Genomic DNA, 24,193 nt, shown 5'->3' on the forward strand with positions numbered 1-24,193 from the left:
ACCATCGTGCACCAGCAGGTCAGAGCTGCGCCTGCCTGCTCGCGTACCTCCGCTCGGGCCGTCCCACCTCGCCGTACCTCAGCCGCACCTCGGCCCGGCCGGTCTCGGTGAGGTGCTCGAGGTAGCGCCGGGCGCTGACCCGGGAGACCCGGCGAGCTCGGCGGCCTCGGCGGCCGAGAGGTCGGTCCCGGCATCGTCGAGCACCTGCCCGACGAGGCGGAGGGTCTCCGCACTCAGTCCCTTAGGGAGCGCGGCGGAGACGAGCTTCGGCGCGGAGAACAACCGGTCCACCTCGGTCTGCTCCGGCGTCGCCCCCGGCGGCACGGCGCGCAGGGTCTGCCGGTAGTGCTGGAGCCGGTCGTTGAGGTCGGCGAACGTGAACGGCTTCATCAGGTACTGCACCGCTCCCCCACGCACGGCCCGGCGCACCGTCTCCGCCTCCCGGGCGGCGGTGACGACGATGACGTCCATCTCCGGTGCCGCGGCGCGCATGTCGGCGAGGATCTCGAGCCCGGAGGCCCCGGGCAGGAAGACGTCGAGGAGCACGAGGTCCGGCTGCAGCCGCCGGGCCTCGTCGACGGCCGTGGACGCGTCGTGCGCGACCCCGACGACCTCGAAGCCCTCGCACCGGCGCACGAACCCCTCGTGGATCTTCGCCACCATGTAGTCGTCGTCGACGACGAGCACCCGGATCACCTCGCCACCTCCGCGGGCGTCTTCGGCAGCTTGGCCGTGAACACGGCACCTCCGGCATCGTCGTCGTTGCGCACGGTGACCTCGCCACCGCGCCTGCGGCACACGAGCCGGACGAGCGCCAGACCGTATCCGCGTCCACCGGCGCGGGCGGACCTCTTGGTCGTGTACCCGCTCCGGAACAGCCGCTCGACCGCGGGGACGTCGACGCCCGGGCCGGTGTCGTGCACCTGCACCGTCACGGCCTCCTCGTCCTCCGTGAGCGTGACCTCGACCCGCGGGTCCGCGCCGCCGGCGACCGCGTCCAGCGCGTTGTCGATCAGGTTGCCGACCACGGTCACGAGGTCGCGGGAGAGCTCGTCGTCCACGCGGGAGACGCTGGAGGCCTCGTCGACGACGAGGCGCGCCCCGCGCTCGGCGGCCAGGGAGTCCTTGGCGATGAGCAGCGCGGCGACCGGGAGGTCGGAGATCCGCTCGGTGACCTGCAGGTACAGGCTGTCGCGGTGGTTGCTGACGCCCTCGACGAACCGGACGACCTCCTCGTACTCCTCGAGCTGCAGCAGCCCGGAGATGGTGTGCAGCTGGTTGCTGAACTCGTGCGTCTGCGCGCGCAGCGTGCCGGTCGTGCGGCGCGAGCTGTCCAGCGCCCGCTCCATCGCCTGCATCTCGGTCTGGTCGCGCATGGTCGTCACGGAGCCGATGACCGACCCGTGGGAACGGACCGGCATCCTGTTGAGGACGAGCAGCCGCGCGCCGACCACGACGAGACGGTCCGGCGCCGCGGCGTCCTCGGTGAGGGCCTCGAGCAGCTCCGGGTCGCAGGTCACCTCGGGCAGCGGCCGGCCGACGGTGTCCGGCGGCAGACCGAGCAGGCGCCGCGCCGCGTCGTTGAGCAGGGTGACCCGACCGGCGGTGTCGAGGGCGATGACGCCCTCGCGGATCCCGTGGAGCAGCGCCTCACGGTGCTCGACGAGCCCGGCGATCTCGGTGGGCTCCAGGCCGAGCGTCTGTCGCTTGATCCGGCGCGAGAGCATCGTCGAGCCGACGACGCCGACGCTCGTCGCCAGCCCGACGTAGACCAGCAGGCCCGGCCCCGCGGCGCCGAGCCGCTCGCTCAGCGAGGGCAGGAGCCGGCCGATCCGAGCCGTTCCGATGACCTGGCCCTCGTCGTCGAGCACGGGGACCTCGGCGACGGCGGCACCGTGGACCGAGCCCGCCCAGGACCGCCCCTGGGTGTCACCCGGGCCGTCGTCCGACAGCTCGGTGCCCACCGCGGCCGGGTCGGAGGAGGTGACGACGGTGCGGTCGGGGTGCATGAGGGTCACGGTCGTCGCACCGGAGACGGTGCGGACGGTCTCGCCCACGGCCGCCAGCGGCGAGCTCCCGCCGGGCACGGCGGTCGGCAGGAGCGCCCGCACGGTGGGGTTGGCCGCCAGGGTCTCCGCCGCGGACAGCGACCGGCGGCTCTCCGCGCGGGCCAGCCGCTCCCCGGTCTCGGAGAAGGAGAGCCCGCCGACGACGACCACGACGAGGAGGACGACGAGGAGCTGGAGGAGCAGCAGCTGGCCGGCAACGGTCATCCGTCTCCTGCGCACACCGCCTCCTTCGTCGTCGAGCCTCTCGCCGGCCTTCGTCTGCCATCGGGCGTCGGGCCGTCGCCGAGCATCCGTCGCCCGGGCGTCGGGCCGTCGTCGGACCGCGGGTGTCATGCTCCCACCGCCGGGCCGCTGATGGGGGCCGGCTCCGCGTGACCACAACGACCGCAACGTCCGCAGCGAACTCAACGACCGCTGCGACCGCAACGGATCTCGGCGTCGCGAGCGCCGCCAGGATGGACGCGTCCGGTTCCGCGACCATGTTCGCCAACCCTCGAGGAAGAGGTCAGACGATGCGACCCACCCGCCGTTTCCATCTCCCCGCCGCGTTCTTCGGCGTCGCCCTGGCGCTGACCGCCTGCGGCGTCACCGGCTCCGACGCCGGCACGGACGCCACGGCGGCCGACCCGGGCACCAGTGCCGAGGCCGAGCCGCTCGCCGACAAGCGCATCATGGTGCCCAACTCCGCCGGTGGCGGGTACGACCAGACCGCCCGCACGGCGGCGCAGGTGATGGAGGCCAACGAGCTCTCCACCGGCCTGGAGGTGTTCAACCTCGAGGGTGCCGGCGGCACCGTCGGCCTGGCCCGCACCGTCTCCGAGGCCGGCAACGGCGACCTCGCCATGCTCATGGGCCTCGGCGTCGTCGGCGCCTCGTACACCAACGAGTCCGAGGCCACGCTCACCGAGACGACGCCGCTCGCGAAGCTCATCGAGGAGCCCGGCGCGATCATGGTGCCGGCCGACTCCCCGTACGAGACCATCGACGACCTCGTCGAGGCGTGGACGGCCGACCCGGGCGGACTCAGCGTCGGCGGCGGGTCGAACCCGGGCGGGCCCGACCACCTGCTGCCCATGCAGCTCGCCCAGGCGGTGGGCATCGACCCCACCACCGTCAACTTCGTCACCTACGACGGCGGCGGCGACCTGCTCCCGGCGATCCTCGGCTCCAAGCTCGACTTCGCCACCTCCGGCGCCGGCGAGTTCAAGGACCAGATCGAGACCGGCGAGATCCGCGTCCTCGCGGTCTCCTCCGAGGAGCCGGTCGAGGGTGTCGACGCGCCCACGCTCACCGAGTCCGGGATCGACCTCGTCTTCACGAACTGGCGCGGGCTCGTCGCCCCGCCGGACATCGAGGACGCCGACCGCGACGCCTGGATCGCCGCGCTCGAGGCGATGCACGCCACCGAGGACTGGCAGGAGGCGCTGGAGACGAACGGCTGGACCGACGCCTTCATCACCGGCGACGAGTACGCCGAGTTCCTCACCGAGCAGGACGAGCGCGTGGCGAACGTCCTCGAGGAGCTCGGGCTGGCATGAGCACGCAGGCCACCGTCGCCCGCCCCGGGCGCTCCGAGCTGGGCGTCGCCGCCCTGCTCGGGGCGCTCGGCGCGCTCATCCTCATCGACGCGATCGGCCTGCAAGCCCCGTACTCCCAGGCCGACCCGCTCGGCCCTCGCGCGATGCCGTTCATCGTCTCCGGGCTGCTGCTCGTGTGCGCGGTGGTCCTCGCCGTCGACGTCCTGCGGGGCGGGCGCGGCGAGGCCGAGGGCGGCGAGGACGTCGACCTCACCCAGCCCACCGACTGGCGCACGGTCGTGCCGCTCGTCGCGGTCTTCGCCGCCAACATCGTCCTGGTCGACACCCTGGGCTGGGTCCTCTCCGGCGCCCTGCTGTTCTACGGCTCGGTCATCGCCCTGGGCTCGCGCCACTACGTGCGCGACCTGATCATCTCCGTGGCCATCGCGCTCGCGAGCTTCTACGGGTTCTACCTCGGCCTGGGCATCCTCCTGCCGGCCGGTCTCCTCGAGGGGGTGCTGTAGTTGGACGTCCTGAACTCCCTCGCGGAGGGTTTCGCCACCGCCGCGACGCCGATCAACCTCATGTACGCCGTCATCGGGGTGCTCCTCGGCACCGCCGTCGGCGTCCTGCCCGGGCTCGGCCCGGCCATGACGATCGCCTTGCTGCTGCCGGTCGCGTTCGCCCTGGAGCCCACCAGCGCGCTGATCATGTTCGCCGGCATCTACTACGGCGGCATGTACGGCGGCTCGACGACGTCGATCCTGCTCAACACCCCGGGCGAGTCCTCGACGGTCGTCACCGCGATCGAGGGCCACAAGATGGCCAAGGCGGGCCGGGCCGCCCAGGCGCTGGCGACGGCGGCCATCGGGTCGTTCATCGCCGGCACGATCGGCACCACGCTCCTGGCGTTCTTCGCCCCGGCCCTCGTGCGCTTCGCCGTGGAGCTCGGCGCACCGAGCTACCTGGCGATCATGATGCTCGCGCTCATCGCCGTCACCGCCGTGCTGGGCGCCTCGAGAGTGCGCGGGTTCGCAGCGCTGGCCCTCGGCCTGGCGATCGGCCTCATCGGGCTCGACCCGGTCACCGGCCAGCGGCGACTCACGGGCGGCGAGCCCCAGCTGGCCGACGGCATCGACATCGTCGTCATCGCCGTGGCGATCTTCGCCATCGGGGAGGCGCTGTGGGTGGCGGCGCACCTGCGCCGGTCCTCCGCCGCGGTCATCCCCGTGGGTCGGCCGTGGATGAGCCGGAAGGACTGGGGCCGGTCCTGGAAGCCGTGGCTGCGCGGGACCGCCTTCGGGTTCCCGTTCGGCGCCCTGCCCGCGGGCGGCGCCGAGATCCCGACGTTCCTCTCCTACGTCACCGAGAAGCGGCTGACGAAGCATCCGGAGGAGTTCGGCCACGGCGCCATCGAGGGCGTCGCCGGGCCGGAGGCGGCGAACAACGCCTCCGCCGCCGGCACCATGGTGCCGATGCTGGCGCTCGGCCTGCCCGTCAACGCCACGGCCGCCGTCATGCTCGCCGCGTTCATCCAGTTCGGCTTCCAGCCCGGACCGCTGCTGTTCGAGCGCGAGCCGGAGCTCATCTGGGGCCTCATCGCCTCGCTGTTCATCGGCAACACGCTGCTGCTCGTCCTCAACCTGCCGCTGGCGCCGGCGTGGGCGAAGCTGCTGCAGATCCCGCGGCCGTACCTGTACTCGGGCATCATCTTCTTCGCCGCGCTCGGGGCCTACTCGGTCAACCTCCAGTGGTTCGACCTCGCGCTGCTGCTCGTCTTCGGGCTGCTGGGTCTGCTCATGCGCCGGTTCGGGCTACCCGTGCTGCCACTCATCGTCGGGGTCATCATCGGACCGCTCGCCGAGCGCCAGCTGCGCCGGGCGCTGCAGCTCTCCTCGGGGGACGTCTCCGGGCTGTGGAACGAGCCGATCGCCGTCGTCATCTACGTCATCATCGCGCTCATCCTCATCTGGCCGTTCATCGCCAAGGGCATCGCCCGGGTGCGCGGGACGTCCTCCCCCGGCCTGTTCGCCGGGGCCACGACGGGCACCGTGCCCACCAGCCCGGACGAGGCCGGACCCGCCGGCCCGGCGGAGCCAAGCAGCACCGGCCCGGCCGACGTCGGAGCCACCACACGGAAGGAGCAGGAGTGACCATCGTCGTCGGGTACATCCCCACCCCGGAGGGCCGGGCCGCGCTCGATCACGCGGTCGCGGCCGCCCACAAGGACGACGTGCTTCTCGTCGTCGTCAACTCCTCGCGCGGCGACGCGACGGCGGACCCGCACATCCTCTCGGCGGACGACGTCGGGTCGGTGGACGCCCGGCTGCGGGAGTCCGGGGTCGAGCACCTCATCGTCCAGCCCGTGCGGGGGCGCTCGGCGGCCGACGAGGTCCTCGCCGCCGCGGACGAGCACCGCGCCGACCAGATCGTCATCGGGCTGCGCCGCCGCACGCCGGTGGGCAAGCTGATCCTCGGCTCGAACGCCCAGCGGATCCTCCTCGAGGCCACCTGTCCGGTGGTCGCCGTCAAGCCGGAGGTGACCGCGTGAGCGACGACGTCGGCACCGCGGACCTGTACGACGAGTACGAGGAACGGCTCCAGTCCTGCGACCTCCAGCTGCGCCAGTACGGCGGTCGGCACCGTTTCGCCGGCCCGATCACCACGGTGCGCTGCTTCCAGGACAACGCGCTGGTCAAGCAGGTGCTCGGCACGCCCGGCGACGGCCGGGTGCTGGTGGTCGACGGCGGCGGGTCGGTGCACACCGCGCTGATGGGCGACCTCATCGCCGGCTCCGCCGTGGCCAACGGCTGGGCCGGCGTGGTGATCCACGGGGCCGTGCGCGACGTCGCGGCGCTGCGCGAGCTCGACCTCGGCGTCAAGGCCCTCGGGTCGAACCCCCGCAGGAGCGCCAAGACCGGTGCCGGCGAGCGCGACGTCGTCGTCACCTTCGGCGGCGCCTCCTTCACCCCGGGCGCCCGGCTGGTCAGCGACGACGACGGGATCGTGGTGCTGCCGGCGTGAGGTGAGCGGGCGGCGCGCGGTTCCTTCGCGACCCCGAGGGTCGGCGCGGCACCAGAGCGAGTCGGGCGCGGTCCAAGGCATCATCACGCGCCACTACCCTGGTGCTGCCGCGGGCACGTCGTCCATGCGGCCGACCGCTTCGAAGGAGAGTCCGGCATGCCTCTGTTCGACCTCGATCGCGCGTCCCTGGAGCGCTACCTGCCCGAGATCGACGAACCGGCCGACTTCGACGGCTTCTGGGCGACCACCCTCGCCGAGGCGCGCACCTTCGAGCTCGCTCTGACCGCCGCCCCGGTCGACACCGGTCTGGCGCTGGTCGACACCTACGACGTCACCTTCGCCGGGTTCGGCGGGCACCCCGTCAGGGCGTGGCTGACCAAGCCCGCCGGTACCACCGAGCCGCTGCCCGCGGTGGTGGAGTTCGTCGGCTACGGCGGCGGGCGGGGCCTGCCGCACGAGCGGCTCGCCTGGGCCGCGGCCGGGTACGCGCACCTGGTCATGGACACCCGCGGCCAGGGCAGCGCGTGGGGCGCCGGCGGCGACACCCCGGACCCGGTCGGCTCCGCCCCCGCGGCACCCGGCTTCCTCACCCGCGGACTCCTGGACCCGGCCGAGCACTACTACCGGCGCGTGTTCACCGACGCCGTGCGCGCCGTCGACGCCGTCCGAGCCCTCGACGGGGTCGACGCGAGCCGGGTCGCGGTCACCAGCGGCAGCCAGGGCGGCGGGATCGCCCTCGCCGTCGCGGGCCTGGTGCCCGACCTCGTCGCCGTCATGCCCGACGTGCCGTTCCTGTGCCACTACCGCCGTGCCACCGAGATCACCGCGAACCCGCCCTACGCCGAGCTCACCCAGTACCTGTCGGTGCACCGTGACCACGTCGACACCGCGTTCCGCACGCTGTCCTACCTCGACGGGGTCAGCTTCGCCCGCCGCGCCAACGCCCCGGCGCTGTTCTCCGTGGCCCTGATGGACCTGACCTGCCCGCCGTCGACCGTCTACGCCGCCTTCAACCACTACGGGACCGGCACCGGCGCCCCACCGAAGGACATCACCGTCTACCCTTACAACCAGCACGAGGGCGGAGCCGCCTGGCAGCTCGGCCGCCAGATCCACTGGCTGGCGGACGTCCACCGGACCAGGACGGACGGCACGGACGCTCGTCCGGTCCTCGCCGCCGGCACCCGCGGCTGACCCGCCACCCGTTCGGTCACGAGGCGCCTGAGCTGGTCGGCAGCAGAGTGCGCTCTCTGCGCAACCGGCACAGTGGCGTGGCGTCTGCGTCTACGTCCGGTGCTGGTCCAGCGCGCGCACGAGCGGCTGGTAGTGCCGTTCGACGGCGGCCCGGTACTTCTCCACGTCACCGGCCTCGGCGGCCTGGAGCATCTCCTCGTGGGCCCGCGCAGTCTGGACGAGGTCGGCGGGCAGGGACACGCCGAGTCGCGGCATGACGGCGGTGTGAACGTCCCAGAACGCCCCGACGAGCGGCCCCATGATCGAGTTGTCGATGCGGGCGAGCAAGGTCGTGTGGAACAGCCGGTCCTGCTGGGCAAACCTCGAACCGGTGGCGGCGAGATCCACCATCTCCCCGACCAGGGCCCAGAGCTCCGGGTTCTCGGTCTTGGCGATGGCGGCCGTGACCCGGTCGGCCATGGCGACGTCGAGAGCCTGCCGGATCTCGATGATCTCCCGCAGCGCCCGCAGGTCGTCCCCCGGCTGGAGCGCACCACGGAACACAAGGGTCTCGACGAGCGCGTCGAGCGACATCTCGCCGACGTATGTCCCGTGCCCGTGCCGGACCTCGACGATCCCGAGCGTCGAGAGCGTTCTCATCGCCTCGCGCAGGCTCGATCGGGACACCCCGAGCGACGCGCACAGCTCCGACTCGGTGGGCATGGCGTCACCGGGCCGCAGCCCCTCGACGAGGATGAGCTCCTTGATCTGGGCGGCGGTCTCGGCGCTACGGCTGCGCGCTCTCACAGCCACCGGCACCGAACTGCGTGCCGCGGTGCTCAGCCGGTCGTTCAGCAGTTCCATGCTGCCCCCAGGTGTCCAGAACCTCGACCATACTCAGACATCAGACCTCGTGGCGATCAGGCGGGGCGGGTGGCCGCGGCCGCCGGGGACCGCAGCCCCGTGGCGTCGAGGATCGCGACGATCTGCGCCACCGCCGCCTGGTCGGGCGCCTGCACAGGCGGTGCCATCGTCGCCGAGTCGATCAGGCCGAGATGGTGCATAGCGGCCTTGAACGCACCCACCCCGGCGGCGTCGCCGGAACGGCCGGGCGACTGGAAGACGATCTCGAACAGGGCGGCGAGCCGGTCCTGCTCCGCGCGGGCCTCCTCCCAGCGTCCGGCTTGGGCGTGCGCGAGGAGGCGCACGTACCCGTGCGGGTCGACGTTGCCGAGGCCGGGGACGACCCCGTCGGCACCGAGGAGCATCATCGCGTCGACGACGACCTCGTGGCCGGTGAGCACCGTGAGCGGCGACCCGGCCGCCGCGTTGGCGGCTACGAGCCGACGGAGGCCGACGTCGTCGCCGGAGGAGTCCTTGACGCCCGCGATCACCCCGTCGAGCCCGAGGCGGACGAGCATCGTGTGGTCCAGCTTCGTGTGGACCCGCACGGGGATGTCGTAGGCGAACAACGGTACGGGGCAGCCCGCACCGATAGCGCGGAAGTGCGCCTCGATCTCCGCGGCGTCGTTGCGGGCGTAGATCGGGGCCGTGGCGACGATCCCGTCCGCCCCGGCGGCGACCGCCTCGGCCACCTGCTCGAGCACCCTCCCCGCGGTCATGTCGATGGCGCCGGCGAGCACGGGCACCCTCCCCGCGGCCGCCTCGACCGCCGTCCGGACGACGAGCGCGCGCTGCGCCCGGTCGAGGTAGGCGACCTCGCCGGTGGATCCGAGGGCGAACAGAGCGTCGCACCCGGCGTCGGCGAGGTGGTCGACGACCCGGGCCAGGGAGACGGTGTCGACCGTCCCGTCCGGATGGAAGGGGGTGACGACTGGTGGTACGACACCGCGGATGGTGCTGTGGCGCACGGCGGGCTCCGTTCGGGTTGCAGGGTGGTGGCTCGGCGGGGTTGTCAGACGGCTGCCGGGTCCAGGGGCGTGGTGACCGAGGCGACCCGGACCTTCCTGGACTCGCGCAGGGAGAGCGTGAGTGCGTCCGCCGTCGCGATCGCGGCCGTGGCGGCCGAGCCGTCGGTGAGGGCGGCGAACTCCGCCAGCGGAGCGGCTCCGCGGAGCACGCCGGTGAAGTACGACAGCTCCTCCTCGATAATCCCGCGCAGCCACAGGGGCGGGCGCCGCTCCGGGTTGCCGTACATGACGGCCCCGTCGGTCTCGCTGCCCCGGTAGATGGCTCGGCGGTCGTCGTCCTCCTGCTGGGTGCGATGGAGGAGGAACGTCTCTTCCCGCCCCGGGGCGCGCAGCTCGCAGCCCGGGTCCTGCAGGTCGATCCGGATGGCGCCGAGCGTGCCCTGGACGAGCACGTGGTGCTCCGGCCAGCGGAACGCCGAGCCGTACTCGAGCGTTGCGAACCGGTCGGGCCCGAACTCCAGCGTGATCAGGAGCATGTCGTCCTCGTCGCCGAACCCCTCGCCGCGGTGTGCGACGTTGCCGCCGACCATCGTCGCCACCTGTGCGGGGCCCATGATCGACTGGATGAGGTCGAGCTCGTGGATGTGGTGGTAGAGGTGTCCGCCGGAGAGCTCACGGCGCTTCTTCCAGCTCACCGCCCCCTGGGGGTCCTCCCAGCCGTTGCGCACCGCCCGGCAGAAGAGCACCTCGCCGATGGCTCCCTCGGCGATGAGCGCCTTCGCGCGGCGCACGCCCGCCATGAAGTTCATGACGTGCCCGGCCATGAAGAGCACCCCGGCGCGGGACGTCTCCTCGACCATGGCGGCGCAGTCCTCGTACGACAGGGCGATGGGCTTCTCGCAGAACACCGCCTTGCCGGACCGTGCGGCAAGGACCACCGGCTCGCGGTGCGCCCAGTTCGGGGAGGCGACGACGACGGCGTCGACGTCCGCCGCCGCGCACAGCTCTTCCGCGCTCGTTGCGGCCCGGGCACCGACCTCTGCGGCGAACCGCTCGCCGTTGTCGGGGTCGTGCACGACCGTGACTGCGGCGTCGGGCCGGGAGGCGAGATATCGGCCGATCTCGGCGCCGAAGTAGCCGGTGCCGACGATGCCGTAGCGGACCTGGTCCATGGGCGTCCCTTCGGGAGTGGGCATCACTTCACCGATCCCTCGGCGAGTCCGCCCGCGATGTACTTCTGGATGGACATGAAGAACAGGACCGAGGGGACGACGACGACCACGGAGGCGGCCATCATCGCGCCCCAGTCGAGGACCTCCGAGCCGGTGAGGGAGTACAGCGCCACGGCGACCGGCATCTTCTCGGACTCGTTGATGAACAGCAGTGCGTAGAGGAACTCGTTGAACGTGTTGATGAACGTGTAGACGGCGGTGGCGACGATGCCGGGCAGCACGATCGGCGTCGAGATCTGGAGGAACACGCGGAAGCGGCCGGCCCCGTCGACGGCGGCACCCTCCTCGATCTCGAGCGGGACGGTCTGGTAGAAGCCGACGAGCATCCAGATGGCGTAGGGCAACGAGAACGACAGGTACGCCAGGACCAGACCGACGTACGTGTTGATGAGGCCGAGGGCGACCATGATCGCCGCGTAGGGGACGGCGAGGAGGATCGGCGGGAACATGTAGGTGGCGATGAGCAGGCGGGTGAGACGCTTGCCGACACGGGGGAAGAACCGCACGATCCCGTAGGCCGCGAGCGTGCCCGCCACGATCGTGATCGCCGTCGCCGCGAGGGAGATGAGCAGGCTGTTGCGCAGGTTCGTGAGGAAGCCGAGCTCGCCCAGCACCTTCTCGTAGTTGGCGAGGGTGAACTCCTGCGGGAGGACGGACAGCGGGTTGCTCGACAGGTCCGGCCCGGTCTTGAACGAGGTGACGGTGATCCAGAGCAGGGGGAAGACGAACACTGCCGCGACGGCGAGGAGGAAGACGTGGAGCAGCAGCTGGCTCCGGCGACGGGTACGCATCAGTCGTCCTCCCTCTCCCACCGGTTGAGCACGGTGAAGGCGACCCGGGCGAGCAGCAGGAGGAAGACGAGCAGGAGGATCGTCACCGCCGAGGCCATGCCGAGCTGGTGCAGCCCCCAACCGGTGCGGTAGGCGAAGATCGGCAGGGTTGTCGTCATGTCGCCGGGTCCACCGCCGGTGATGAGGAACAGCAGGTCGAAGTTGTTGAACACCCAGATCGTCCGCAGGATGACGAGCAGGCCGATGACGTTACGGATGTTCCGGAAGGTGATGAACCGGAACTTCTGCAGCTCGCTGGCCCCGTCCATCGTCGCTGCCTCGTACTGCTCCCGCGGGATCGTCTTGAGCGCGGAGAGGATGTTGACCATGAACAGCGGGGCGCCGAACCAGATGTTGATCCCGAGCACCGCCCACACGACCGTGCTCGGGTTGGCGAGGACGCTGACGTTGCTCTCGGTCAGGCCCACGGCGGTGAGCAGGTTGGGCAGGAATCCGTAGACGTCGTTGAGGATCCACTTCCACGAGAACGCGATGATGATCGCCGGGAACGCCCACGGGATGATGAGCAGCACCCGGTACAGCCCGGAGAACCGGCGCACCCTGTCGAGGGCGAGGGCGAGCAGGAAGCCGAGCACGAGCTGCCCGACGATCGAGCCGGCCGTCCACCAGATCGAGGTGCGGAACGCCGACCAGAACGCCTCGGACGTCAGCAGGTCGCGGAAGTTCTCCATCCAGACGATCTCGTGGCTGGGCCGCAGGAGGTTCTTGTTCGTGACGGCGAAGTACGCGCTCGAGAGCAGCGGGTAGATCAGGAGTCCCACGACGGCGACCACGCCGGGCAGGACGAACGCCAGCCCCACGGCGTCGATCCGTGCCAGTCGGGTCCGCCGCGGTCGTCCGCCCGCGGCGGGCCTGCCTGTCGTGACGGCCGGGGCCGTCTCCGTCGTGAGTGCCACGGTCAGCCGAGCTCCGCGCCCGCGGCCTCGAACAGCTCGTCGAGCTGTTCCTGAGCGTCGGCGGCCGCTTCCTCGACGGGCACGCCGTTGAGGATGATGTCCTGGAACATCCGCTCGATGACACCCTGGCTGGTGATGATGCCGGACTGGACCGCCGGCCCGTCCTCCATGCCGATCGCGGTGCCCATGGGCACGGCCTCCTCGATGACCGCGACGGAGTCGGCGAACGTCGTGAGCGTCTCGTCGTCGAGGTACGCCTCGCTCTGAGAGACGTCCTTCAGGGCCGGCAGCATTCCGCCGGGCACGGAGTGGATGAAGTCGACGTAGTCCTCGTCGTTGTAGAGGAACGTGAGGAAGGCCTTGGCCTCCTCCTGGACGTCGCTGGCGTTCCACACGACCGTCGGGATGTTCGAGGTCTCACCGCCGTAGATCTCGTCGCCGGCCTCGAGGCGAGGCAGCGGGGCCGCGGCGATGGAGCCGAGCAGGTCGGGGGTCGTCGACTCCACGCCGGAGATGTGGAACCCGGAGTTGAAGTCGAAGGCGGTCTTGCCCTGGTAGAAGAGCGTGGCCTGGTCGAGCACGCCGTAGTTGATGCTGCCCTCGGGCGAGGTGGCCCGGTAGGCGTCGACCCAGTAGTTGATCCCGTCGATCGCGGCGTCGGAGGTGAGGTCGGCGTGGCCGTCCTCGTCCACGAGCGTCTCCCCCGCCGACTGGACGTAGAAGTTGAGGTACCGGGTGGCCATCATGTCGTTGGACCCGAGCGGGACGGACATGCCGTACACGCCGTCGGCCGTGAGCGCCTTGGCCGCAGCGGCGAGCTCGTCCCAGGTCTGCGGAACCTCGAGGCCCGCCGCGGCGAGCAGGTCGGTGCGGTACCACATCACCTGGGCGTGGGAGTAGATCGGGACGGAGTAGCTGACGCCGTCGGACTGCCCCTCGGAGAGAGCTGCCTGGGAGAAGCGATCCCGTCCGAGGTCGTCGATGACATCGTCGACGGGCGCGAGGGCCTCGGCGTTGATCATCTCGACGACGTGGTTCGGCAGGGCGGTACTGAGATCGGGAACCTGCCCGGCGGCGAGCCCGGTCGTCCACTTCGTGTAGAACTCGGGCCACGCGAAGGTCTCGATGGTGATATCGACCTCGGGGTGCTCGTCCTCGAACTTCGCCGCCATCTCCTCCATGTACTCGGCGCGGGGCCCCTGGGTGAAGCTGTGCCAGAAGACCACCTCACCGGCAAGGGCGCCGTCCCCGGGCTGCGGTGCGGCATCAGCGTCACCACTGCCGGAACTGCAGGCCGCCAGAAGGACGGCCGCACTCCCGACTGCGAGTGCGCCCTGGGCATTGCGCCGCCATGAGCGGTCGCGGATCGAGCTCGTCATTGAGACCTACCTCCAAGGGACGGATGACATCTGATGTCTGACGTCAGAGGTGACAGTAGAGCGGTCGGCCCTTACCCGTCAAGGGACAGCGGGCCCTCGACGCCCAACATCCGAAACGGATCCAGAAGGACTCGACAGCGCAGGTGGTTAACAATGTCGACCATGACGACGATGTCTTTCTTGAGGCTTCTAGCCGCCGACTCGCCGGCCAGCGCCTTCGACGGCCCAGTCGACCGCGCCGTCGAGTCGGGATCCGGTACCCGGACTCTCGACGAGCTCGCGGAGGCACACCGGCTCGCCCTGAAGGTCCGTCATCTGCTCGACACCAGCCGCCAACGCGAAGCGGAGCTGTCCGCCCTGTTCGAGACCGCGGGCGAGCTGGCCTCACGGACGGAACTCCAGTCGGTGCTTGAAGCGATCGTCGCGCGGTCTCGCCGGCTGCTCGGCTCGGATATCTCGTATCTCACTCTGGTCGATCATGAAGCCGGTGACAGCTACACAACTGTGACCGACGGCGGTGCTTCGGCTCTGTTCAACGAGGTCCGGGTTCCGATGGGGGAAGGTGTCGGTGGTCGCGTGGCACAGACGGGGATCCCGTACAACACCCCTAACTACTTCGAGGACGACCGGATCAAGCACACCGCTTCTACTGATGCGGCGGTGCAAGAAGAGGGTCTTGTCTCGCTTCTCGGAGTACCGCTGATGCTCGAGCACCGGGTCATAGGGGTGCTCTTTGCGGCTAACCGGACGCAGCGTCCGTTCTCGGCGGCCGACACAGCTTTGTTGGCGTCCCTCGGCGCACATGCGGCAATCGCCATCGACAAAGCTCGCCTGCGCAGCGAGAGCCAGACAAGGCTGGATGACCTTCGCGTCGCGGGAGAACTCCTGCGGAAGCAGAACGCGGATATCAGGCGAGCCGCGGAGGCCCATGACCGGCTCACCGCGCTCGTGCTGCAAGGCGGCGATCTTGTCGATGTGGCCGACGAGGTCAAGAGCCTCCTCGATGGAGAAGTCGTCATTGCGGACACGAGCGGCGCTCCGATAGCTGCCACCGCCAACGACGTGAGCGTCGAGCGACTCGCAGAACTCCACGCCCGGGCGCTCGATGCCATGACGACGCAAGTGGAGATGAACGCGTCCGCGGCGCCGGTAGTGGCCGGAGCCGACACGCTCGGAAGCATCACGCTTCTGCGGGACGCGGCCGGCCAGGCCGACCTGCGAGTGCTGGAGCGCGCGGCTCAGGTGACCGGCCTTCTCCTACTCTTCCGCCGCTCCCTCGCCGCGTCAGAGCTGCGGGTGCGGGGCGAGCTGCTCGAGGACGTACTCCTCGGCAGGGCAGAAGAGGGAATGATCGAGCGTGCCCGGCTCCTCGGCGTCGACCCTGACGCAGCGTTCGCTCTGCTGGCCATCGAGGTCCGAGGCGAGCGGAATCGACTTGCGGACTCCGCCGCACATCTCGCGGCCACTCAGCACGGCCTCTCGACGATGCACGGCGGCCGTCTCGTCGTGGCCATCCCGAGCCGCGCACCTCGTGAGGCTGCCGAGGCGGTCACGGCCGAGCTCACGCGGATCGCGGGACAGAGCTTAACGATCGGCGTCTCCGGTTCGGCCGGCGGCGCGAGGCGCGTACGGGCGGCGTACGCCGAGGCGCGGACGTGCTTGGAGACCCTGCTTGCGCTGGGGAGACGTGGGCAGATCGCCGACACGGAGGATCTGGGTTTCATCGGCCTGCTACTGTCCAAGAACAAGGACGTCGACGGCTACGTCCGCATGGTGCTCGGCCCCCTGCTGGACTACGACGCCGAGCGGGGCACGTCGCTCGAGGAAACGCTCCAGTCATACTTCCGCAACGCCGGTAACGTCAACCAGACCGGACAAAGCTTGCACCTACACCCCAAGACCGTCTCTCAGCGGCTCGATCGCGTGACTCACCTCCTCGGCCCCGACTGGAACAGCCCGGACTCACGGCTGCAGGTGCAGATCGCGTTGCACCTCAGAGCTGTCCTGCACCGTCTCGACCGTTGACCGCCGTGTCGAGCGCGAACGCGAGTCGGGGTGAAGTTGAACCTGCGGGAGCGAGCTCCACCCCCGCGCCGATATGGACGGCGTCTGCGGAGACTCCGACGACCTGTGCCAGGATTCGCGGTCCTTCGTCGAGCTCGACGTAGGCGATCACTACCGGCCCGGGGCCGAGGTTGCGCGGTGGTCGCCGGTTCACCGTGTACGAGTAGACGGTTCCTCGCCGGGAGAGCTCCACCCACCTCGTGATGCCGGTCATGCAGACCGGGCAGCGTGCACGCGGATACCACACGAGGCTCTGGCAACGGGTGCAGAAGGGTAGTTCGAGCCTGCCTTCGGCCAGTGCGCCCGAGAACCGCTCCGCAGGTGCGAGATCAACAACCTCGACGGTGTCGGCGATGCTCACGAGTCCTCCCTCCCAAGGATGAGTGTCGAGGCCGCGGATCGGGTACCGAGCTGGTTGCCGTGCCCCTGCACCAGCGCCAGCTCGCACTCGGGCACCTGGACCTCGGCAGCCGCTTCCTCACGAAGCTGCCGCACCGCTTCGACCGTGCGGACCATCCCTCCACGGAAGTCCGGGTGATTGTTGCTCAGTCCGCCGCCGTCGGTGTTGATGGGCAGCGCTCCGAACGGTGCCTCGAGCGTCCCGTCGCGCACAAACCTCCCGCCCTGCCCCTTAGCGCAGAACCCGAGGTCCTCGAGGCTGGTCAGCACTGTGATCGTGAATGAGTCGTAGATCGACGCGTAGTCGATGTCAGCCGGCCGCACCCCTGCCTCGTCGAAGGCGCGCGGCCCGGAGACGGCGGCGCCGGTGTGGAGGAGGTCGATGTCGCCTCGGCTGCTGTGCTTGATCGTCTCGCCGTGCCCGAGGACCTTCACCGTGCGCCGTTCTAGCTCGCGCGCGACATCAGCCGCCACGACCACCACGGCAGCTCCGCCGTCGGTGGTTACGCAGCAGTCGAGTCGGTGGAGCGGGTCCGCGATCAGCGGTGATTCTAGAACCTCCTCCACCGAGACGACGTTCTGCAGCAACGCCCGGGGATTGTGCTGTGCGTGCCGCGAGGCGGCGACCTTGATGAGCGCAAGGTCCTCGGCCGTCGTGCCGTACTCGTACATGTGCCGCATAGCCACCAGTGCGTAGCTCGGCGGGATCGTCAGCCCGATGTCGCTCTCGTAATCGAACTCCGGCCCCGCTGTTCCGAAGTCCGGCGGGTACACCGACGGGATGCCCGCCATCGTCACCAAAGCGACCCGGCACTTTCCCGCGGCGATCGCTGCCGCCGCGTGACCGATGTGCATCGGGTACGACGCGCCGCCACCCTCCGTTGTGTCGATGTAGCGCAGGCCGTCGAGCCCAAGGTAGTCCGCCATCGAGATCGAACCGATCCCTGGGACCTCGGAGGAGCAGAAGAAGCCGTCGACGTCAGCGACGGAGAGTCCGGCGTCGGCGAGCGCGCCGTACGCCACGTCGGCGATCACCTCGGCAACGGTACGGCCGACGATACGGCGCTCGGGATGCTCGTAGACCCCGGCGATGTGGGAAAGTCCGCGGATCGACATTCAGGTGAGCCCCTTCGGTGTGGCAACTGTGCCGGTAGCAGAGGTGCCCCGCGCTCGCACCGACCGCGCGGGGCACCTCTGTGGGTCATGTGGTCAGGCCGGTCGCCAGGCGATCGAGCCGCTGTCCTCGCCCAGGTCGTCGAATACGGCCTCCATGCGTTGGCCGCACGCAAGCTCTTCGGGGTCGTCGCCGACGTATCGGCCGATGATCCGGATGCCTTCCTCCACCTCGACGACGGCGACGCCGTACGGCAGCTGGTCCTTGAACCAGGGGTGGAAGGCGCGGTACATCACCGTGTAGGTGTAGACCTCGCCGGTGGTCGGTACGTCGCGGGGCGCGAAGCTGGAGCCTTGGCACCGTCCGCAGAGCTCGCGCGGTGGCCATTGGCCAGTGCCGCACTCGGTGCACTCTCGCACAGTGATCCGCCCTGCGCGCAGTCCGTCGAAGTACTGCTCGTACAGCGGGTTTTCGGGAAGAAGCGGCGCGGGAGGCGCCACACTGATGGTTGTCGTCGTGCCCATGTCTTGTCTTCTCCTTCGTCGTCGCGGTATCCGTGTGTGGCTGGCCGGTCAGTTGTGCAGCAGGACGACGGAGCCGTCGCTGAAATCTCCGTATCCGGTCACGAGCCCGATGTGGGCGTCGCGCACCTGGGCGTCGCCAGCCTCACCGCGAAGCTGTGAGACGGCTTCGACCACATGGTTCATGCCGACCACATGTGCCTGGGAGAGCAGCCCGCCGTGGGTGTTGATCGGCATCTCGCCACCGAGGGCGATCCGGCCGCCGCTGACGAAGTCGGGCGCCTCGCCTCTGCCGCAGAAGCCCATCTCCTCGATCTGCCGCAGCACGACGAACGTGAAGCAGTCATAGATCTCGGCGAAGTCGACCTCCTCACGGCGAATACCGGCCATGTCGAAAGCGCGGTCCGCGGCCTTGGTGATCCCCATGTTGAGAATGTCCGGGCGGCTGGACAGGTCGTCCGGGGAATCCGCGTGTCCTTCTGCGCCGCCGGCGATGGCGACGGCACGCCTGCCCATGTCGCGTGCCTCCTCCGCCGACACGACGAGCACAGCGGCCGCCCCGTCGGTCTCGAGGCAGATATCGAAGAGGTGGAAGGGCTTCACGAATGTCGGCGACGCCCAGTACTGCTCGCTGGTCAGCTCACGGCCACGCATGTAGGCCTTCTTGTTGAGCTGGGCGTGCTTGCGTGTCGTGAGCGCCACGGTCTCCATGCCGCCTGGATCGGCCTTCGTCTCGTGGAACCACCGATTAGCGTGCAGGCTGTACCACTGCATCGGGGCGAGCAGTCCGGCCGGATTCTCCAGGTTGTTCCGGATCTCGTAGCCGGGGACGTTCCCGACACCGCCCGGGGACTGCTCGACCGAGCTCAGACGGTTGGTGGTGGAGTAGAAGTTGTGACCGGTCGCCACGATGACGCGCTTGGCGAGTCCTGCCGCAACGGCTGCAGCTGCCTGGACGACGGCTGCCACCGGTGACGCGCCGCCAATGTGTACGTGCGAGTGGAAGCGCAGATCCTTTATCCCCAGGGCGGCGATGAAGTCCTCGTTGGTGGGGACGTCCTTCCACGCCATCACCACCCCGTCGACCGTCGACGGGTCCACCCCCGCGTCGCGGCATGCGGCGACGGAGGCCTCCAGGATGAGCTGACGCTCCCCCTTCGGCGTGCCCCGCACGTACTCCGTCTCGCCGACGCCGGCGATGTAGGCCTTGTCCGTGATTGTGCTGACCACTGTGGCTCCTTGCGTTGGTGTCGGTTCTCGGTTCACGCCCGCTGCGGGGCGAGCGCGTCCTCGTCGTACTCGCTCTCGAGCAGGGCGTTGAGGACCTCGTTGGTGTGGGCACCGAGCGTCGGTGCCGGCCTCAGCTGTGCGGGGTTACCCACAAGGAACGGCGGCTTGGCATACCGGTGCGTACCCCTGCTCGACCCGACCTCGACAAACGTGTCCCTCTGCTGTGTGAAGTGCTCGTCCCGGAGCAGCTCATCGGGAGAGTTGACCGGGGCCCACGGCAGTCGGCGGGCCTGAGCCTCTCGGAACATGTAATCCGAGTCGTGCTGCGCGCAGAACCGCCCGATGACGTCCACGACGTGGAACATCTCGTTCTCCCGGGTGTCGGAGTGGCGGTACTTCTCATCGCCGAGGTCCTCCGCCATCCCCTCTGCGTCGAACCACTCGACGAGGGCGGCGAACCGCGCGTCGTCGATGTATAGCGGTAGCGCGAGGAGATACTTGCCGTCGGCGCACAGGTGCTGCCACCGGGGTGTGTCGGCCGGCATCGCGTGCCGCGCGGTGTGGCGCTCGACGTCTCGCTGCTGGTAGATCCAGAACGGCACCGCCATCTCGGTGGACGTGGCGATGGACTCGTGGGCCGAGACGTCGATGAACTGACCGTTGCCGGAGACGCCCTTTTCGAAGGCGGCCGCCAGCGTAGCCATCGTGGCCATCATGCCGACGAGGTGTTTGGCGTGGCCGCCGATCGGGGCGATCGGGTCGTCGTCGGGCAGGTCGTCGTACCCGCAGGACGCCATCACCCCGCCGAGCGCCAGCTGCGTGAGGTCGCTGGCGGCGTAGCCGCTCCAGGGCCCGTCTACCCCGAAGGGCGTGATGGAGCAGTAGATGAGGCCTGGGTTGCTCGCTTGCAGCGCCTGCCAGCCGATGCCGAGCCTGTCGGCGACACCGGCACCGAGGCCGTCCAGGACGATGTCGGCCTGTGCCGCTAGAGCCTTGAGGGCAGCGCGGTCCGCCTCACTCTCGAGGTCCAGGACCACCGAGCGCTTCGAGGTGTTGTAATGCTCGAACTGCAGGCCGGATTCGCGGTCGCCGTCCTGGCCGAGAAACGGGCCGACTCGACGGCTAGAGGCACCGGTCGGCGGCTCGATCTTGATCACGTCGGCGCCGGAGTCGGCCAGCAGCTTGCCGGCGAACTCGGCGAGGCCGCCGCTGTCGAGCTCGAGGACGGTCAGTCCGTCCAGCATTGGGGTGATCATGTCGTTGGTGTTCACCAGAGTGACCTTTCGACTGCGGGGTTGGCCGGCATGCCTTCCGGCCATAGGACGTGAGAGTCGCGGAGCTGTGAGATCTGGTCGTCGGAGTAGCCCAGGACATCGGCCAGGACGTACTCGGTGTCGTTCCCGAGGACGGGCCACCGCGATTGGAGGGTGTAGTCGCTGGACGGCGATCGGAACGGCACCCCTTCGAACAGTTGAGTTCCGAGGTGAGGATGCTCCAGCGAGGTGAAGATATTGCGGTGACGTAGCTGCGGGTCGTGCTCGACGCGGTCACGGCCCGTCTGGACGGCTCCGGCCGGCACCCCGTGCTGCTGGAGGTGATACATCGCCTCGTACTTGTCGTGGCTGCGCATCCAGTTGCCGATGTGCGTGTCGATGTCGTCCTGATGCGCTGCGCGGTTCTCGGCGTTGTCGAAGTCGGCACGTTGCGCCCACTCCGGGTTGCCGAGTGCCTTCTTGAGGGAGCTCCACTGCTTGTCGTCCAGTACCGACAGCGCGCAGTAGTCGTTCGGTCCGTCACCCCGGGTCCGGTAGACGTTGCTGGGGCTGGCGGTGTCCCCGCGGAAGCCGACGACCTCTCCGTCCGGGGAGACCGACCGGTTGCCGCCGGGGATGCTCTCGCTCCGGAGCGAGCGGTCGGTCATGGCGGCCTCGAGCAGCGCGGTGCCGACCAGGGAGATGCCGACCTCGACCTGCGACATGTCGACCCGGGCGCCCTCGCCGGTCCGCTGGCGACGGGACAGTGCGGTCAGCACGCCGACGGCGCCCATATATCCGCTCGCGACGTCGAGGTAGGACCAGCCCCAGCCGGCCGGCGGAGCACCCGGCTTACCGGACATGAAGGTCGTGCCGCTCATCGCCTGGGCGGTCGGCCCCCACGTGTTCTTGTTCTTGTGTGGGCCGGTGTGGCCGAATCCGCTGACACTCACGTACACGACTGAGGGGTTCAGCTTCTTGAGCTCGTCATAGCCCAGCCCCCAGCGCTCCAGCACCGAGGCCGAGAACGACTCAGCGACGACGTCGCACTCTCGAATCAGGTCGCGGATGACCGCGAGTCCCTCTTCGGTCCGGACGTTGATGGTGAGGCTCTTCTTCCCCACGTTGAGGTTGGCGAAGAAGGGACCGTTGTTGAGCGTCTTGTTCTTCTCGTCGCGCAGGTACATGGCGCTGCGCATCGGGTCGGGGTTCGTCGGCCACTCAACCTTGATGACCTCGGCTCCGAGGGACGCGAGGTACCGCGTCATCGTGGGCCCTGCCACGCTCCAGCTGAAGTCGAGGACTCGGACACCCGTCAGCGGGCGCTTGCGGTTCTCCATCTGATTCACTCCTACGTCGACTGGTCAGGCGGTCTCGGGTGCGGCGTCGGGCGACGGCGCCAATGACGCGTGGATCGTCGTCAGCCCGAGCCGTTCGGCGCAGAACGCGTACAGGGGGCCGCTGAAGAGCGCGTAGAACGGCCACGCGACGAGCGTGAGCACCCCGGTGCTGATGGGCATGCCGGCGATGGCGATCCGTTCGTCGTAGAGCGCCACGAGGGCAACGACCCAGAGGGCGGTCGAGACAGTGTGGAAAGCAATGAGTGCCGTGATGGTGGCCCGATCAGGCCATCCGTTCTCACGGTCGAGGACGGACATGAACGTCAGCAGCGCGATGAGGAGCGGCACCGGGATGATGATGAGCGCCGGCGAGCCGGCAAACATGCCGATCAAGGTGAGCACCAGCAGCCCAGCGAACGTCAGCACGAACCGGTCGATCCGACTCTGGCCAGACTTCGACGAATACATCACTCAGCTCCTTCGCTTGCGAACTTGTTGGCGCGCGAACTGGGAGGTCGCGGGACCTCTTCGGCGAGGACCGCCACGTTGCGGTCGTCCGGAGCGCCAGTGGTGTTCTGTGCGAGCACCAGGGGGTAAAGCTCGTCGAACCGGCGCTTGTCGGCCTCGGACGACGTCGCGTACGACAAGGCGATGTACACGAGGATTCCTGCCACGATGACCACGGCACCGGAGAAGAAGTTTTCCGGAGGCACCCAGCCGGCCTGGCTGGTCAGAAGCGTGAACCCGACGTTCAGCACAAGACCGCTGATGATGGAGATCGTCGCGGCGACGCCGGTGCCACGTCGCCAGTAGATGCCCAGGATGATGGGGCCGAAGATGGCTGCACCGAACGCTGCCCAGCCGATGGCGCCTAACAAGTAGATGATCTGGTCGAGATACAGGCCGATGAAGAGCGAAGCGCCGACGATGACGAGGCTCGCGAGACGGTTCCACAGCAGGTCGCGTCGCACAGCGATCCGCAGGGCGCTCGTCAAGTCACGCATGAGCGCGGAGGCACCGATGGTGATGAAGCTGCTGGCGCTCGACATGATCGCGGCCAGCAGCGCTGTCAGGGCCAGACCGGCAACGATCGGGTTGGTGAAGTTGGAGAGGAAGCTGGTCGCGGTCGAGTCCAGGTCCGGCTCGGCCAACCGGCCGTCAATGATGGCCGCACGCATAGCCACACCGACTCCGAGCGAGAACAGGGTCGTCGTGGCATAGCCCAGCCCTGCCACGGTGGCGCCCCATTTGAGTTCTTTCGGAGACTTGAGCATCAAGAACTTATGGATGAGCTGCGGCTGAGCGACCATCCCGAGAACGATCATGATCGTGTTGGCGATGATCCAGACGACGGGCTTGACTCCGTCGAGCGACAAGAACGCCATGTCCTCGCCGGCGAGGGTGCCCATGATTCCGGTCCACCCGCCGCCGCTTGCCATCGCAATTCCGAATATCACGATCGACATCGCGATCATGATGATTCCCTGGACGAGGTCGGTCCAGACCGCCGCCAGCATCCCACCGGCCATGGTGTAGATCGCGACGACGACGGCACCGACCCACGTGGCAGCTGCGAACGGAATTCCGAGCAGGAGACTCGTGATCACGCCCGCAGCGACGATCTGCGCCGTCATGTACCCGATCGCGCCGAGGATCATGGCGATGGACATCCACAGGTGGGCCGACTTGGACTCATACCTCACCCGCACGATGTCGGGGATGCTGTACACCTCGTGACGGTGGGCGATAAGCCGCAGACGACCACCGAGCAGGAACCAGGCCAGGGCGAACCCCAGGGGAGCCAGCAGGGCCGTCCCCACCAGCGCTGCGAGACCCCACGCAGAGGTCGTGCCGGTGGCGCCGACCATGCCCCATCCGCTCTGGATGGAGGAGAATGACGCCATCGCCATCACAAAGAATCCGAGCGACTGACCCGCCACCAAGAATTCCTTCGAGGATTTCATCTTCGTATTCGCCCAGAAGCCGATAGCGAGCATCAGCCCTAGGTACGCGATCGCTACGACAAGGATGATTGTTTGCGCATCCATGTGAGCCCCTTCGTCATCATTGATCTTGGGAACGGAGTGAACGACTAGAACTGTCGGAGGGTGCACCCAAATCGCGTTGCACCCGACGGGGAACGCTGAGGTTGGGCTTCTCGTGTTGGTTGCCGAGAGGTTTCGGTCGTAACGAGCTGGTGAGCCGGGGTGGACGTGATCGTCGTGCTTCGTCGCTGACGATCTGCTGCTTGAGTGCTTCC

22 protein-coding genes and 1 pseudogene are annotated in these 24,193 nt (G+C 69.1%); 7 read left to right on the forward strand and 16 right to left on the reverse strand.

The features are described 5' to 3' along the window. Positions 1-19 precede the first annotated feature (19 nt). Together GD748_RS01380 and GD748_RS01385 are read right to left on the reverse strand one after the other, a co-directional pair. Positions 20-696, reverse strand: a pseudogene (locus GD748_RS01380) (response regulator). After that, positions 693-2,273: a sensor histidine kinase gene (locus GD748_RS01385; protein WP_152193416.1), complete on the reverse strand. Its 1,581-nt coding sequence runs from the start codon at positions 2,271-2,273 to the stop codon at positions 693-695. The pseudogene GD748_RS01380 and the gene GD748_RS01385 overlap by 4 nt, the downstream one beginning before the upstream one ends. A gap of 308 nt (positions 2,274-2,581) precedes the next feature. Here GD748_RS01385 and GD748_RS01390 point away from each other — a divergent pair, with 308 nt between their 5' ends. The 6 genes from GD748_RS01390 to GD748_RS01415 all read left to right on the forward strand — a co-directional run bounded on the left by GD748_RS01390 (position 2,582) and on the right by GD748_RS01415 (position 7,804). Further along, a complete protein-coding gene (locus GD748_RS01390; RefSeq protein ID WP_152193417.1) occupies positions 2,582-3,607 on the forward strand; it encodes a Bug family tripartite tricarboxylate transporter substrate binding protein in 1,026 nt (341 codons plus the stop codon). Then, the gene (locus GD748_RS01395; RefSeq protein WP_152193418.1) at positions 3,604-4,110 is read left to right on the forward strand and encodes a tripartite tricarboxylate transporter TctB family protein; all 507 of its coding nucleotides are present in this window, start codon (positions 3,604-3,606) and stop codon (positions 4,108-4,110) included. The genes GD748_RS01390 and GD748_RS01395 overlap by 4 nt, the downstream gene beginning before the upstream one ends. Further along, positions 4,111-5,739: a tripartite tricarboxylate transporter permease gene (locus GD748_RS01400; protein ID WP_152193419.1), complete on the forward strand. Its 1,629-nt coding sequence runs from the start codon at positions 4,111-4,113 to the stop codon at positions 5,737-5,739. Further along, positions 5,736-6,137 (forward strand): universal stress protein, encoded by a 402-nt coding sequence (locus GD748_RS01405; protein ID WP_152193420.1) that lies wholly within the window; start codon positions 5,736-5,738, stop codon positions 6,135-6,137. The genes GD748_RS01400 and GD748_RS01405 overlap by 4 nt, the downstream gene beginning before the upstream one ends. Continuing rightward, a complete protein-coding gene (gene rraA / locus GD748_RS01410) occupies positions 6,134-6,610 on the forward strand; it encodes a ribonuclease E activity regulator RraA (protein ID WP_152193421.1) in 477 nt (158 codons plus the stop codon). Before GD748_RS01405 ends, rraA begins: the two co-directional genes overlap by 4 nt. A 156-nt stretch (positions 6,611-6,766) precedes the next feature. After that, positions 6,767-7,804, forward strand: a complete 1,038-nt coding sequence (locus GD748_RS01415) for an acetylxylan esterase (RefSeq protein ID WP_152193422.1) — start codon at positions 6,767-6,769, stop codon at positions 7,802-7,804. 90 nt (positions 7,805-7,894) lie between these two features. On the opposite strand, the gene GD748_RS01420 is transcribed toward GD748_RS01415, so the two are convergent. The 6 genes from GD748_RS01420 to GD748_RS01445 all read right to left on the reverse strand — a co-directional run bounded on the left by GD748_RS01420 (position 7,895) and on the right by GD748_RS01445 (position 14,012). After that, a complete protein-coding gene (locus GD748_RS01420; protein WP_152193423.1) occupies positions 7,895-8,647 on the reverse strand; it encodes a FadR/GntR family transcriptional regulator in 753 nt (250 codons plus the stop codon). A 56-nt stretch (positions 8,648-8,703) separates the two neighbouring features. Then, complete coding sequence (locus GD748_RS01425; RefSeq protein ID WP_152193424.1) at positions 8,704-9,654, reverse strand: dihydrodipicolinate synthase family protein; 951 nt, start codon at positions 9,652-9,654, stop codon at positions 8,704-8,706. Positions 9,655-9,698: 44 nt separating this feature from the next. Continuing rightward, a complete protein-coding gene (locus tag GD748_RS01430; protein ID WP_152194319.1) occupies positions 9,699-10,826 on the reverse strand; it encodes a Gfo/Idh/MocA family protein in 1,128 nt (375 codons plus the stop codon). A 23-nt stretch (positions 10,827-10,849) separates the two neighbouring features. Beyond that, the gene (locus tag GD748_RS01435; RefSeq protein WP_152193425.1) at positions 10,850-11,677 is read right to left on the reverse strand and encodes a carbohydrate ABC transporter permease; all 828 of its coding nucleotides are present in this window, start codon (positions 11,675-11,677) and stop codon (positions 10,850-10,852) included. After that, positions 11,677-12,555, reverse strand: a complete 879-nt coding sequence (locus tag GD748_RS01440; RefSeq protein WP_193721587.1) for a carbohydrate ABC transporter permease — start codon at positions 12,553-12,555, stop codon at positions 11,677-11,679. The genes GD748_RS01435 and GD748_RS01440 overlap by 1 nt, the downstream gene beginning before the upstream one ends. Before the next feature lie 80 nt (positions 12,556-12,635). Continuing rightward, a complete protein-coding gene (locus tag GD748_RS01445) occupies positions 12,636-14,012 on the reverse strand; it encodes an ABC transporter substrate-binding protein (protein WP_152193426.1) in 1,377 nt (458 codons plus the stop codon). Between the two features lie 162 nt (positions 14,013-14,174). On the opposite strand from GD748_RS01445, the gene GD748_RS01450 reads away from it, so the two are divergent. Then, positions 14,175-16,037 (forward strand): helix-turn-helix domain-containing protein, encoded by a 1,863-nt coding sequence (locus tag GD748_RS01450; RefSeq protein ID WP_193312763.1) that lies wholly within the window; start codon positions 14,175-14,177, stop codon positions 16,035-16,037. Here GD748_RS01450 and GD748_RS01455 read toward each other — a convergent pair. The 8 genes from GD748_RS01455 to GD748_RS01490 form a co-directional block, all read right to left on the reverse strand. Further along, positions 16,006-16,437, reverse strand: a complete 432-nt coding sequence (locus GD748_RS01455) for a Zn-ribbon domain-containing OB-fold protein (RefSeq protein WP_152814753.1) — start codon at positions 16,435-16,437, stop codon at positions 16,006-16,008. The two genes, GD748_RS01450 and GD748_RS01455, sit on opposite strands and share 32 nt — an antisense overlap. Then, positions 16,434-17,591, reverse strand: a complete 1,158-nt coding sequence (locus GD748_RS01460; protein WP_152193429.1) for a thiolase domain-containing protein — start codon at positions 17,589-17,591, stop codon at positions 16,434-16,436. The genes GD748_RS01455 and GD748_RS01460 overlap by 4 nt, the downstream gene beginning before the upstream one ends. Positions 17,592-17,684: 93 nt before the next feature. Then, positions 17,685-18,113 carry a Zn-ribbon domain-containing OB-fold protein gene (locus GD748_RS01465; protein ID WP_152193430.1) on the reverse strand — a complete coding sequence of 143 codons (429 nt, stop codon included), beginning with the start codon at positions 18,111-18,113 and terminating at the stop codon, positions 17,685-17,687. A gap of 48 nt (positions 18,114-18,161) precedes the next feature. Then, on the reverse strand, positions 18,162-19,340 hold the full coding sequence (locus GD748_RS01470; protein WP_152193431.1) for a thiolase C-terminal domain-containing protein: 1,179 nt from the start codon (positions 19,338-19,340) through the stop codon (positions 18,162-18,164). Positions 19,341-19,372: 32 nt separating this feature from the next. Next, entirely contained in the window at positions 19,373-20,611 is a 1,239-nt protein-coding gene (locus GD748_RS01475) for a CoA transferase (RefSeq protein ID WP_193312764.1), read from the reverse strand. Next, positions 20,608-21,933, reverse strand: a complete 1,326-nt coding sequence (locus GD748_RS01480; RefSeq protein WP_152193433.1) for a CaiB/BaiF CoA transferase family protein — start codon at positions 21,931-21,933, stop codon at positions 20,608-20,610. Before GD748_RS01480 ends, GD748_RS01475 begins: the two co-directional genes overlap by 4 nt. A 24-nt stretch (positions 21,934-21,957) precedes the next feature. Next, entirely contained in the window at positions 21,958-22,401 is a 444-nt protein-coding gene (locus GD748_RS01485) for a hypothetical protein (RefSeq protein ID WP_152193434.1), read from the reverse strand. Next, positions 22,401-23,981 carry a sodium:solute symporter family protein gene (locus GD748_RS01490; protein WP_152193435.1) on the reverse strand — a complete coding sequence of 527 codons (1,581 nt, stop codon included), beginning with the start codon at positions 23,979-23,981 and terminating at the stop codon, positions 22,401-22,403. Before GD748_RS01490 ends, GD748_RS01485 begins: the two co-directional genes overlap by 1 nt. Positions 23,982-24,193: the final 212 nt, after the last annotated feature.

Origin of the sequence: Georgenia subflava, from assembly GCF_009193155.1 — a bacterium.
GTDB classification, from domain to species: domain Bacteria; phylum Actinomycetota; class Actinomycetes; order Actinomycetales; family Actinomycetaceae; genus Georgenia; species Georgenia subflava.